We start from the raw sequence: 12,468 nt of genomic DNA on the forward strand, positions 1-12,468 counted from the left end.
GGAAGTCGAGAGCATGGGCGATACGCATAAAAAATCCGAAACCAATCAACAGGTTTCGGATTTTCACACAACAGAAGGATCGGTCAATGGATCCTTAACTGATCGGCATTAGTCGCAAGAGGCTTGTTTTAAATTCGGATATTTTTTAGACTTCTGCAACCTGTTCAACTTTTACCCGGTAAGGAGATGAATATGCAACATCTGATGCTCAATATTGCATTCTCTCGCGGCACTGCGTGCGGCGTGAAATCTCGTGCTCTTTTACCGCGTGGCGTAAACAGGTAACCCCTGTCTTTTTATCACCCGCGGTTCGTCCCGCAGGGTGATATCCACTTTCTCCGGGAGAACCGCATGTTCAACTGGAGAATGTCATGTCTATCGAACTGGTTTTACTGCGCAGTGTTGAATCCCTGGTCCAGAGAAGGATTGCCTGGGTCGAGCGTCGTCTCGTGCAGGTCAATTTGTCACCCGCCCTGCTCAGGGATATCGGGCTGGAAGGATATCAGGGTCAAATCGCCCTCGTTCGCGAGCGGGAGTATCAAACCGGCTTCCGCCTCGGGAATCGAATAACCTGATCGCGAAGGGGAGAATAAGATCCCCCTCGCTAGTGAAATGGCAGGCTGCATGCCTGCCATTTTTCCATCTTATGGTTGATTCCAGGTTCACATGTTGGTGACTCAGTATTATCCTCTCCGCCCTCTTTGTTACAGTTGCGATTGTTTTCTCGCCTTGCGTCGTCAGGATCTGCAAGATTAGAGGTGGCAGCCCTATCTGTTTTACTCATCAGGACAAGACCTTATGCCACTCCTTCGTCAGCTTTTTCTTCCCATGTTGCTGTTGTTTTCAGGCATGTTGGCTGTTGCGGCTCCCCAGCCGCAAGATGAGAGCACAAGTAACGAAATCTCCGCACAAAAGGAGCTGCTGGTCGGGGTTCCCCGTGGCGGCTATCTCCCTTTCATCTATCAACTCCCCAACCAGCGTTATGCCGGTCCGCTCAAGGAGCTGGCCTCGCGCATTGCAGCCGAAATGGGCGTGTCATTGCGTTATATCCCCTACAACTCCTACGTGGATGCCCAGATTGCTCTCCAAGGCGGCCAGATCGATGCATTAATCGGGGTCGAACGTAATGCTCTTGAATTGAAGGGGATAAACCCTATTGGCAGTATCGGTTCTTATGCTCGCTCCATTTTAATGCATACCCCGGATCAGCGATTGACCCTGGAGCAGGCGCGCAAGTTACTCTGGGTCTGTATTCGTGGTTTTGGCAGTTGTAATGAATTGGCTCGTTTGGGGATCTCTGATGTAACTGAGCTTGAGAGCCGTGACGAGGCGACCTATATGGTCAAGCTGGGCGCTGTCGATGCATATCTTGATTTGGAACCAATTGTTTCCCTTAAGATGGAGAGAATGCCTGCATCAATGGGGGTTGTCGCTCCTGGGTGGCTTTCTGGCAGCACGCTGACGATGGCGACCAGCTCCCGCCAGCCAGAGCTGAGCGAGAAGCTTTGGCAGGCATATCAACGGATACCCGTTGCAGACTCACGATTACGGTTGCATCAGAAAGATGAACGCGCCAACGCTGGCCTTTTGCTGGAACCAGATGAAGCTAGTTGGCTGAAGCAGAGAAACAAGGTGATCAAGTTCGCCGTTGCCCCCGGATTTGCCGGCATCAGTGAAATCGATGACGAAGGTGAATTGCATGGCTATACGGCAGACCTGATGAAGTTACTGAGTCTGCGCTCCGGAATCCGCTTTGAGCTGGTGTCGACAAATACCTGGCAGGAGTCACTTAAACTGCTGAAAGAGCACAAAGTGGACCTTATTCCCTTGATGACACCGCTCAAGGATCGTCAGTCCTTTGCCTCTTTTACCTCCTCCTATCTGAAGTTCGACAGCTATGTCGTAGCCAGACACGGTGCTCGCCCGCTGAAGTCGTTGGTCGAGCTGAAAGGGCGTCTGATTGGTGGTGTGACGGGCTCTTACGAAGCCTCTCTCATTCACGCGCTGGGCGCCAATATTATCGAAGTGGGCAAAGATGCCGATTTACTGACCTTGCTTGATACTGGGCGAGCCGAATATGTGCTGTTGACCATGACCAATCTGGGACAGCAGGCGATGAAGGGTTTCAATGATAAGTATCAGGTGGTGCTGAGCTCCCCCGAATTTTCCGTACCTATCAGTATGGCCGTCGATAATGCTCAGCCCGAGTTGCTCCGCATCATGGACAAGTTGCTGCTGACCATCACGGATGAGGAGTGGCAACTGCTGGAGCGACGCTGGCTCAATGTGTCGGTCAATATCGAGTCTGATTACACCCTGATTTACAAGTGGTTGGCTATAGGGGGGGGCGCCTTGCTCGTCAGCGGTTTGCTGGTGATGCTCTGGGCTCGCAGTTTGCGTCGCCAGATTGCGCAGCGGAAAATCGCAGAGGACAAGCTGAACGAACAGTTGCTGTTTGTGCAGACCTTGCTCAACTCACTGCCAACCATGGTGGCGCTACGTGATAGCGAGCAGCGGATCACCTTGTGCAATCAGGCCTATCGCGATGCTTTCCTTGGTGCTGGCAGTAGCAGTGAGGAGCTGCAAAACATGCCAGAGACACTCAGAAACAGTGTGTTGGCAGAAGAGCGCCGGGTGTGGCAGACCGGACAGGATCTGGAGGGGGCAGGGAGCAACCTGCGAGCAGATGGCACGCCCTGCCATGTTATCTATGCCAAACGTCCTTATCGCGATCCCGATGGCAATATGCTGGGGGTGTTGACAGTACTGACCGATGTCAGCCGGATCAAAGAGGCGGAGGAGCGCGCCCGTCAGGCTGAAAATCGCCTTACCCAGATTACCGACAGCATGCCTGGGGTGGTCTATCAGTATTTGTGGCAAGGACCCGGCAAGGGGCGGTTTTTGTATGCCTCTCAGGGTGCCAGCGAGATCCTCGGGGCTTCCCGGCAGGATCTGTTCAATGCCGAATCGGGTGGTGAGGTGTTCGGCTTTACCGAAGAGGCGCTTCAGGATTTTGTCAGCAAGGTGGCCAATCATGCCGAGACCCTGGCGCCCCTCGATCTGGAGGTCAAGGTGGAGCGGCCTGATGGAGATCGCTATCTGCAAGTGCGTGGCAACTTTGTCAGACAGGAGCAGCAGGCACTGATCCTTAACGGGGTGATTCAGGACATCACTGCCCTCAAGCAACAGGAATACGAGCTGCGCGAAGCTCGCGCCTATGCCGAGCAGGCGATGCAGGCTCGCAGCCGCTTTTTGGCAACCATGAGCCATGAACTACGAACACCTATTTCAGGCATGCATGGCATGCTCGAATTGCTGCAAATGAGCGAGCTCAACGACGACCAGCGTTTTATGGTGCGCAATGTGGTCACCTCGACCAATAACCTGCTCTATCTGGTCAATGACATCCTCGATTTTTCCAAGATAGAAGCGGGTCAGTTGCAGTTGAATTACCAGAGCAGCCGCTTGCAAACGGTGATCTGCGATGCCATTCGTGGCCACGCGGCACTGGCTCATAACAAGGGGCTCCACGTGGTGCTGGAGTGGGAGCATCATGTGCCGGATTGGGCCGACATCGATGGGGTGCGTATTGGTCAGGTCATCTCCAACCTGCTCAACAATGCGGTGAAGTTTACCGAACAAGGGGGTATTACTATCCGGGTCAGCTATCTGAGTGAGCAACTGACCATCAGTGTCAGTGACACCGGTATCGGGATCGCCGAAGAGAAGCAGGCGCTGCTGTTCACGCCTTTTGAGCAGGTGGAGTCAGATATCAACCGTCGTTTCGGTGGCACCGGCCTGGGGTTGGCAATCTGTGAGCAGCTGGTGTGCAAAATGGGGGGAGCACTGACACTGACCAGCAAGGCAGGAGAGGGCTCCAGCTTCCGCTTTACCGTACCGCTTACCAATCCGCAGTGGGATCCCCCAGCTCTGGCTGACACAGAATGGTGGTTTTTCAGCGATGACACCAACCTCGAAGCGGCCATGGTGCGGCAGGGGGCCAAGCTCAGGTACTTGGGGGCCAATGAGCTCAGTCGTTCACTGGAAGGGTTGCTGTTGGCCGATCAACGGTGGCTTGAGCAAGCGCTTGGGGGGGAATGGCAAAGCTGGCTGCAACACTCTGCGCTGAAGGGGATCATAGCGTCACCCGATGAGGCGTTACGGGGTCGGATTGGTGAACAGAAATGGTGGCGCCTGGGTCTATCTCCTCTCTATCCGGATCTTCTGCTGGAGAGCTGCCACGAATTGCTACAGGAGCGGGTCACACCAATCCTCCCTGCGCTTGCAGAGAAGCTGGGTGGCAAAGTATTGGTGGCCGATGATCATCCGGTCAATCGTGCCTTGCTGGCACGGCAGTTGGCCATTCTTGGTATCGAGGCTCAGGTTGTGGAAGATGGCGAGAAGGCTCTGCGGGCCTGGCAGGGACAGCAATTCTCTCTGCTGCTGACTGATTGCCATATGCCGGTGATGGATGGTTATGCCCTGACCAAGGCGCTGCGGGCTGCGGGAGTGACGGCCCCCATCATAGGGGTAACGGCAGATACGTCGGAAGAGGCGAGTGCTCGTATGGTAGAGGCAGGCATGAGTGACATGTTACTGAAGCCCTACCCGCTGGATATCTTGCGCCAGATGCTGGCCCATTGGCTGGCAGAGAAGACGCCAACCAGAAGCGCGGTTGCGCCCGTTGATGGGGCTACAGGCATGCAGGCTGAACGCTGGTTGGCGTTGTTTGGTGACGAGCTGACCGCGCGAGCCATGGCGGTGGAGTATCTCGATTCCAACCGGCAGGATGGCGAGGCCATGATGGCAGCGCTTATTTGTCATGATGCCAGCGCTTTGGTAGAGAGCGCCCACCGGATCAAGGGGGCTGCCCGAATGGTCGGGTTGGAGGAGCTTGCCAGCCAGGCCGCCATGCTGGAATCGGCAGCGCGATTGAAGCGGCTCGACGAGCTCGACGATCTGGTCAGCACAGTGCAGAGGTTGATGACGGCGATTGCCCACGACATTGGATTATGGCTCGATGAAAAAAGCACAACATGAGTTGGTCATCATGGTCGTGGAAGACCATGGATTTCAGCGCAAGGCGCTGCTGCACCAGATCCGCAGCCTGGGTTACCAGAATCTGCTGGAAGCGGTTGATGGTATCGAGGCGTTGGCGCTTAGCCAGCAACACAACGTCGATATCCTGTTTTGCGATCTGCGAATGCCCGGAATGGATGGCATGGCGCTGTTGCGCCGCCTGTCGCTGGGTGGTTTTCAGGGCGGCATTATCCTCTCCAGCGCGCTTGAGGGGGATGTGGTCGAAGCCGTATTGCGTATGAGTACCGCTTATGGCCTGCAGGTGCTCGGTCGCATAGAGAAACCCTCAACGCCGCAGCAGCTCCAGCGGCTTATCCAGGCTTGGTCACCCCGGCAGGAACCCCTCAGGGAGGAAGAGGGGCACAGAATAGGACTCGATGAGTTGCGTCGGGCGATCGAACAAGATCAACTGCTGCCCTGGTATCAGCCCAAGGTGAGTTTTGCATCCGGCGAGTGGGTCGGGATGGAGGCGTTGGCCCGCTGGCAACACCCCGAGTTTGGCCTGATCCCGCCCGGGCGTTTTATTTCACTGGCGGAGCACAACGGGTTTATCGATCCGTTGACCGAGGTGATCATCAGCAAATCTCTGAGTGATGGCCATTTATGGGAGGAAACCGGGTTGTCACTCAATCTGTCGATGAACCTCTCCACCACCTCACTCATTGAAGGGGACCTCTGCAACTTATTGATTGATCAGTGCAAGCGCTGGAGTATCAATCCTGAGCTCATCACCCTCGAGGTGACCGAGAGCGCATTCGTGCAGGATCTGGGCAAGTCTCTGGAGGTGCTGACCCGGCTGAGGATGCATGGTTTTGGCCTCTCCATAGATGATTTTGGTACCGGCTACTCCTCGATGCAGCAGCTGGCACTGTTGCCGTTCACCGAACTCAAGCTGGATCGCTCCTTTGTCGATCGCTGCCATGCCGATCCGTCACGTTTGGCTATCATCGAGTCCAGTATCGAGTTGGCCCGCAAGCTGGGGCTGAAGTCGGTGGCGGAAGGGGTAGAGGATGAGGCAACCTGGCGAGTGCTGGCCCAACTCGGTTGCGACCTCTGTCAGGGATTTTTCTCTGCCCGCCCGATGCCGCGCAGTGAATTGGCTAATTGGCACCGGACTTGGCAAGATAGATTACCTACACTGATATCTATCTGATTCTGTTGGCTGGATCCCTCCGTTTGAACAAGGATGTTCATGAAAATCTCAAGCAAGTTGCTGCTCAGCTTCGGTTTTATCAACCTGCTGATCCTGCTCTCCTCCACGCTGGTCTATTACCGGCTGACCCAGATCAATCAGGCCCAGCACACCCTGCTGGAGCAGGCGCTGCCCGCCTTGCAGCGGGATGAGGCGAGCCAGAAGGCACTGGTTGCCACCGTTTCTGCCCTGCGTGGCTATCTGATCCTCGGCAAGGATCCGGCTCAGGCTTCCCGCCTCAAGCAGGAGTGGGAGTCGGCCTGGCAGGCCATTGCCCATCAGGCCTTCAGTCCGGCGCTCGCCAAGTCTCTCGAGACCTTCAAAAGCCATCAGGAGAAGGTGTGGACCATCGCCCAGAGTGAAGAGAATCTGCCCGCTCACACCCTGATGCTGCAGGAGGCGGGGCCGCTGGCGGAGGCTGCGCTCGATCAGCTGCAATCCTTTGCCAATGAAGAAGTTGGCACTCCGCAGGATCAACTCTCCGGCGATCGCCGCATGCTGCTCAAACAGGTGGGGGATGCCTACAACAGCCTCGCCAACGCCCTCTCAGCCCTGCGGGATTTTCTCATCTCAGGCGACCCCGAATACCGCAGCAAGTATCAGGATTACTACCAGTTTCATCAGCAGCGTGTGGCTGAGGTTAAACAGCAAGCCGCGCTCTTTACCGACACCCAGCAGAGCCTCTGGCAGCTGTTTGAAGAGATGGTGACCCCTTTCTCCGAGCTGGTGGGGCAGGTGATCGAGAAACGCCAGGCGCCGGATTGGGATCAGGCAAACTACCTGATGGCCACCGACATCGAGCCGATGCAGTCCAGCCTCAGCGAGCAGCTGGTCCAGCAGGTGGGGAAAACCCGTGCCGAGGTGGATCAGATTTCGGCGCAGATGACCGGAGCTGGGAGGGCCATCAACCAGACACTGCTGTTGGCTACCGGCAGCGCCATCGTGCTTGGCATGGTGGTCGCTTGGCTCTTTAGTCGCCGTCTGACCCGTGACATTGCCTGTTTGGTGACCCGGGCGGGGCAGGTTGCGGATGGCCGGCTGGCGGCCGAGTCCTTGCCAATCACAGGGCAGGATGAGTTGGGAGAGTTGACCGGTTCCATCAACCGGATGTCTGCCCAGTTACATCATCTGGTCGGGGAGTTGCAGGGTGCAGTGGGGCAGGTCGAGGTGGCCTGTCTCGATGTGGGCAGCACCACCAGAGCCATAGTGGCGGATCTGACGGAGCAGGATCAGCGGGTTGATGCGGTGGCGGCGGCTATCGATCAGATGTCGGTGAGCGCTCGTGATGTGGCTGGCAACATTGCCGGTGTGGCGGATGGTGCCCATCAGGTGCGGCAGCAGACCCGTCAGGGAGAGGCCGCGCTGACGCGAATGAGCGATACCATGCAGCAGATTGCCGCCATGATTGGACAGGCCAACGAAGCCATGGGGCTGTTGGAGCATCAGAGTGAACAGGTGGGGCAGATCACCGAGGTGATCGCCACTATAGCCGAGCAGACCAATCTGCTGGCACTCAATGCGGCGATAGAAGCTGCGCGGGCAGGCGAGCAGGGGCGTGGTTTTGCGGTGGTGGCCGATGAGGTTCGCCAGCTGGCAACCCGCACCCATCAATCCACCGCCGAGATCAGCCAGACTATTGCGGCCATCTCCCAGCAGACTCGCCAGACGGTGAGTACCGTCAGCAGCGGTACCCGGTTGGTAGAGCAAGGCCGGGATGCTGTTGGATTGGTGACCGATACCCTGAGTGCCATGAACCAGCTGGTACAGTCGCTGTCGGGCCAGCTGGAGGCCATTTCGGTGGCAACCGAGCAGCAGTCGCGGGTGGCCGCCGAGGTATCCGGGACGGTCGACGACATTGCCGCGCTCAGTCGGCAATCCTGTCAGCGCAGTCAGCAGGGGGAGGAGATCGTAGCCAGACTGGCTGGTGATACCGGCAAGCTGAAGGCGGTCATCGCCCGCTTTGATCTTGATGCATGAGATGGCGGGATCATCCCGCCATTGCTATTGCCATTCACCGATCCGTCTGGCCCGTGGGTTTAGTCCAGACGTCTGAAGGTGTGGTTGTCGAAGCTGCTGGTGGTCTCCCGGTTGAGCAGGCTGACCAGCAAAATTGCCCGTTTCTCTCCATCCGGCTCCATATAGATGGCTTCGAATCCAGCCAACGGCCCCTCTTCAATCAGCACCTTGTCGCCCGAGCAGGGCAGGCAGGCGTAGCTGGCTCTCGCCTCGTCGCTGTCATCGCGGCTCATCAGCTGATAGACCAGCTTGCTGCTGATGGGGGTCCATTCACTGCCAAAGTGGATGATCCGGCTGATGCCGCGGGTCGATTTCAGGGTGACCGGTGTCACCTCTTCCAGATCGACAAAGATAAACAGGTAGTTGGGGAACATGGGTTCCCGTACCGGAACTCGCTTGCCCCGGCGCAGCTTCTCGATCTCCACCATGGGGTAATAGGATTCGATACCCTGGGCATCGAGGTGGGCGCGGGCGCGGGCCTCTTCTTTTGGCTTGCAGTAGGCCAGATACCATTTTTTCATGTTATGAGTATGTTCGTGTTGCCGTGCTCGCGGATATGATAGCGGCGCCAATAAAAAAGGCCACGCATTGCGTGGCCTTTTTTGCCGAGTGAGCAATTACCAACCTTTTACCAGGCCGCCTTTGAACAGCTCCAACCCTTTCTTGTAGACATCATCAGTCTGGAAAGCTTGTACGAACTGTTTGACCTTCTCGTCATCCTTGTTGTTGTCGCGGGCGACGATCAGGTTGACGTACGGGGACTCTTTGTCTTCAACAAACAGGCCGTTTTCGGTCGGGGTCAGACCAATCTGACCGGCGAAGGTGTTGTTGATGATAGCCAGATCCACATCTTCCAGCGAGCGCGGCAGCTGGGCTGCTTCCAGCTCGACAATCTTGAAGTTGCGCGGGTTGCTGGCGATATCCAGCACGGTGGCTTCCAGACCGGCGCCATCCTTCAGGGTGATCAGACCCTGTTTGGCCAGCAGGATCAGCGAGCGACCCAGGTTGGTCGGATCGTTCGGTACCGCGATCTGGGCGCCATCTTGCAGTTCGCTCAGCGCCTTGATCTTCTTGGAGTAACCGGCAATCGGGTAGACGAAGGTGTTGCCAACCGGCACCAGCTTGAAGCCGCGATCACGCACTTGTGCATCCAGATAGGGTTTGTGCTGGAAAGCGTTGACGTCGATGCTCCCATCGTTAAGCGCTACGTTCGGGGTGACGTAGTCGGAGAAGTTGACCACCTCGACTGTCAGACCGTATTTCTCTTTGGCTACCTTGGCAGCCACTTCAACCAGTTCGGTCTCCGGGCCGGCAATAGCGCCCACTTTCAGAACCTTGCTCTCTTCTTTTTGACCGCAACCGGCCAGAACCAGACCAGCCAGCAGGGCAGCCGCAACGGATTTGATGCCAAATTTCATAAAACCTCCTGTCAGAAATCGACGATTAACGATGATCACATTTGTTGACCAGGCGCTCACCCGCGCTCTGGATAAGTTGAACCAGTACTACCAGGATAACCACGGTCACCAGCATGACGGTCGGGTCAAAGCGCTGATAACCATAACGAATACCCACATCCCCCAGACCACCGCCACCGATGGCCCCGGCCATGGCCGAGTAGTTCACCAGCGTGACGAGGGTAATGGTGACGCTGTTGAGGATGCCGGGCAGGGCCTCGGGCAGCAGCACCTTGGTGATGATTTGCAGCGGCTTGGCGCCCATCGCCTTGGCCGCTTCCAGCAGGCCGTCCGGCACTTCCATCAGGGCCCCTTCCACCAGACGGGCGATGAAAGGGATGCAGCCGACAGTCAGCGGCACTATGGCGGCGATGGTGCCGATACTGGTGCCGACAATCAGCCGGGTTAGCGGAATGATGGCGACCAGCAGGATGATAAAGGGCACCGAGCGACCCACGTTGACCACCATACCCAGAGTACGGTTGAGCAAGGGGTTGGCCAGGATCTGGCCCGCCTTGGTCACGTGCAGTGCCACGCCGAGCGGCAGACCCAGCAGGCAGCCGAACAGGGCGGAGGCAAACACCATGATCAGGGTGTCGCCCAGGGCCGTGATGAGCAGATTAATCATGGCTTCGGACATAACCCATTACCTCCAGCTGAATGTGGTTGTCGATAAGGAACTGCTGGGTGGCCTCGCATTGGGCTTCATCCCCGAACAGCTCGGCCAGCAGGAAACCGAATTTGACGCCACCGGCGTATTCGATGTCTGCGCTCAGAATGCTGATGTCGATATTGAAACGGCGGCTCGCCTCGGAGATGAGCGGCGTATCGACCGTGCTGCCGGTAAAGCCGAGCTTCACCAGCGGGTAGCTGCCCGGCACCCGCTCCGCACTCATCCGATCCTGATACTCCTGCGGTACCTCCAGATGGATGGTGGAGTGGATGAAGTCACGGGCCAGCTGGGTCTTGGCATTGCTGAAGAACCAGGCCACTTCGCCCTGTTCGATCAGGCGGCCGTCGCTGATGATGGCCACTTCGTCACAGATCCCCTTCACCACATCCATCTCGTGGGTGATGAGCAGGATGGTGAGCCCCAGCTTGACGTTGATCTCCTTGAGCAGGGTCAGGATCGAGCGGGTGGTCTGCGGGTCGAGGGCCGAGGTGGCCTCGTCGCAGAGCAGTACCTTGGGGGCCGGTGCCAGTGCGCGGGCAATGGCGACGCGCTGTTTCTGACCGCCGGAAAGCTCGGACGGGTAGGCATGGGCACGGGCTTCCAGCCCGACTAGCGCCAGCAGCTCGGCAACCCGTTGCTGGATCTTCTCTTTGCTCCAGCCTGCCAGCTCCAGCGGAAAGGCGATGTTGGCAAACACGGTACGGGAGGCAAGCAGGTTGAAGTGCTGGAAAATCATCCCGATCTGGCGGCGAGCCTGGGTCAGATCCCGTTCGCTCAGGGCGACCAGATCCTGGCCATCAACGATGACTTGACCCTCTGTCGGGCGCTCCAGCAGGTTGACACAACGAATGAGGGTACTCTTGCCGGCACCGGAGGCACCGATCACCCCGAAAATTTTGCCTTGGGGTACATGCAGACTAACATCACGCAGGGCGTGCACGGCGTCACTGCCTGTACCGTAGACTTTGTTGAGACCGATCAACTTAATCATGGATTCTTCCGTGCTAACAGCCTTAAAGCACAGGGCGCTACAGGCGGGGAAATTGGGCAGAGGTTCCACTGGGTTACTCTGTCATCATGGAGGATGATGCTAAGATGTCTGGATGGCCATGTCAACGCATGTTTTTACGTCTAGACGTCTAAAAAAGTGATAAGGATTTCTGTCAGGCGGATAACGATCAGGATGGTATTGTTGCTCTTCCAGATCCTGTTTCGTACCTGCGGTATATGGCCGAATTAAAGATGGTTTATATCGGGTATATGCTGGTTTTATTAGTGTGCCAGCCCGTTTCTGTTCACATCTGCTGTCGAGCCTGATGCTCCTCCATCGTTGCACAAATTGCTGCACAAATCGTTCCCTATTCGTGACCGTAGCACCTGACAGTCACTTTGTCGGCGTCAACCTTGATGCAGCGCAAGGGGGGCTCGGATAGGGATTGGGTCGGTTGCGCTTGTTTTTTATACTGATGATGCCTACAAGCATGGAGGGCAGTGCGATGAGATTCCAACAGATCAAAGAGTTGCTGCACTATCTTGAACAGGTTCATCACCAGCTCGGGCTCTGTTACGGGCGTTTGACCAGTCAGGTGGACAGCGAGCGCAGCCGGATGTTGCTGGTCTATCTGCAAGGGCGTGAGGATGCGGCCAGTGCCCATCTGCACGAATATGCCGCTCAGCTGGGAGATGCGGTCAGGGAGACCTGGCTGAACCAGAGTTTCAGCGAGGATATGCTGCCTGCCATTACCCGCTTCGAGCTGCCGGTATCAGTCCAGACCCAGGATATCGTCACTCAGGTATGCCGTTGGGAAGAGCAGCTGGTGGGCGAGCTGAGTCATCTGGCCCGGGAGTGCCCGACACCGGCCACCACCGCCCTGCTCGAGAATCTGGCCGGGCTGGAGCAGACTCGTCTGACCCGACTGGTGCACGGCGTTCATCGACTCGACGACATGTAACGGGTGATAAGCGCCAAACACGCAAGATGACCGCCAAACAAAAGGGCCCGGCAGCAGTGCCGGGCCCTTTCCATTGGTATCTGCTGACTTGCAGTGAAC

9 protein-coding genes are annotated in these 12,468 nt (G+C 56.9%); 5 read left to right on the top strand and 4 right to left on the bottom strand.

Annotated features, from left to right (window positions below):
- Positions 1-371 precede the first annotated feature (371 nt).
- The 4 genes from ACB040_RS12240 (at position 372) to ACB040_RS12255 (ending at position 8,248) form a co-directional block, all read left to right on the top strand.
- Complete coding sequence (locus ACB040_RS12240; RefSeq protein ID WP_167565963.1) at positions 372-575, top strand: hypothetical protein; 204 nt, start codon at positions 372-374, stop codon at positions 573-575.
- A 223-nt stretch (positions 576-798) separates the two neighbouring features.
- Positions 799-5,040, top strand: a complete 4,242-nt coding sequence (locus ACB040_RS12245) for an ATP-binding protein (RefSeq protein ID WP_371155025.1) — start codon at positions 799-801, stop codon at positions 5,038-5,040.
- On the top strand, positions 5,021-6,232 hold the full coding sequence (locus ACB040_RS12250) for an EAL domain-containing protein (RefSeq protein WP_371155023.1): 1,212 nt from the start codon (positions 5,021-5,023) through the stop codon (positions 6,230-6,232). The genes ACB040_RS12245 and ACB040_RS12250 overlap by 20 nt, the downstream gene beginning before the upstream one ends.
- A 39-nt stretch (positions 6,233-6,271) precedes the next feature.
- Complete coding sequence (locus ACB040_RS12255) at positions 6,272-8,248, top strand: methyl-accepting chemotaxis protein (RefSeq protein ID WP_371155021.1); 1,977 nt, start codon at positions 6,272-6,274, stop codon at positions 8,246-8,248.
- Positions 8,249-8,307: 59 nt separating this feature from the next.
- Here the strand turns inward: ACB040_RS12255 and rfaH are convergent, their stop codons facing one another.
- The 4 genes from rfaH to metN form a co-directional block, all read right to left on the bottom strand.
- Positions 8,308-8,808, bottom strand: coding sequence for a transcription/translation regulatory transformer protein RfaH (gene rfaH, locus ACB040_RS12260; RefSeq protein WP_216949623.1), 501 nt, complete (start codon positions 8,806-8,808; stop codon positions 8,308-8,310).
- Between the two features lie 96 nt (positions 8,809-8,904).
- On the bottom strand, positions 8,905-9,705 hold the full coding sequence (metQ, locus tag ACB040_RS12265; RefSeq protein ID WP_005339072.1) for a methionine ABC transporter substrate-binding lipoprotein MetQ: 801 nt from the start codon (positions 9,703-9,705) through the stop codon (positions 8,905-8,907).
- A gap of 25 nt (positions 9,706-9,730) precedes the next feature.
- Positions 9,731-10,384 carry a methionine ABC transporter permease gene (locus ACB040_RS12270; protein ID WP_005339070.1) on the bottom strand — a complete coding sequence of 218 codons (654 nt, stop codon included), beginning with the start codon at positions 10,382-10,384 and terminating at the stop codon, positions 9,731-9,733.
- On the bottom strand, positions 10,365-11,408 hold the full coding sequence (gene metN, locus ACB040_RS12275; protein ID WP_335854508.1) for a methionine ABC transporter ATP-binding protein MetN: 1,044 nt from the start codon (positions 11,406-11,408) through the stop codon (positions 10,365-10,367). The genes ACB040_RS12270 and metN overlap by 20 nt, the downstream gene beginning before the upstream one ends.
- A gap of 505 nt (positions 11,409-11,913) precedes the next feature.
- Between metN and ACB040_RS12280 the strand changes: the two genes are divergently transcribed.
- Positions 11,914-12,369, top strand: coding sequence for a hypothetical protein (locus ACB040_RS12280; RefSeq protein ID WP_338773830.1), 456 nt, complete (start codon positions 11,914-11,916; stop codon positions 12,367-12,369).
- The last annotated feature ends 99 nt before the right edge of the window (positions 12,370-12,468 follow it).

It is taken from the genome of Aeromonas sp. S11(2024) (genome assembly GCF_041402345.1).
Classification (GTDB): domain Bacteria; phylum Pseudomonadota; class Gammaproteobacteria; order Enterobacterales; family Aeromonadaceae; genus Aeromonas; species Aeromonas veronii.

Excerpts from the sequence above, each read along its gene's own strand:
- ACB040_RS12270 (WP_005339070.1), bottom strand. The coding sequence starts at position 10,384 with ATGTCCGAAGCCATGATTAATCTGCTCATCACGGCCCTGGGCGACACC.
- ACB040_RS12245 (WP_371155025.1), top strand. The coding sequence starts at position 799 with ATGCCACTCCTTCGTCAGCTTTTTCTTCCCATGTTGCTGTTGTTTTCA.
- ACB040_RS12255 (WP_371155021.1), top strand. The coding sequence starts at position 6,272 with ATGAAAATCTCAAGCAAGTTGCTGCTCAGCTTCGGTTTTATCAACCTG.
- metN (WP_335854508.1), bottom strand. The coding sequence starts at position 11,408 with ATGATTAAGTTGATCGGTCTCAACAAAGTCTACGGTACAGGCAGTGAC.
- ACB040_RS12250 (WP_371155023.1), top strand. The coding sequence starts at position 5,021 with ATGAAAAAAGCACAACATGAGTTGGTCATCATGGTCGTGGAAGACCAT.
- metQ (WP_005339072.1), bottom strand. The coding sequence starts at position 9,705 with ATGAAATTTGGCATCAAATCCGTTGCGGCTGCCCTGCTGGCTGGTCTG.
- ACB040_RS12280 (WP_338773830.1), top strand. The coding sequence starts at position 11,914 with ATGAGATTCCAACAGATCAAAGAGTTGCTGCACTATCTTGAACAGGTT.
- ACB040_RS12240 (WP_167565963.1), top strand. The coding sequence starts at position 372 with ATGTCTATCGAACTGGTTTTACTGCGCAGTGTTGAATCCCTGGTCCAG.
- rfaH (WP_216949623.1), bottom strand. The coding sequence starts at position 8,808 with ATGAAAAAATGGTATCTGGCCTACTGCAAGCCAAAAGAAGAGGCCCGC.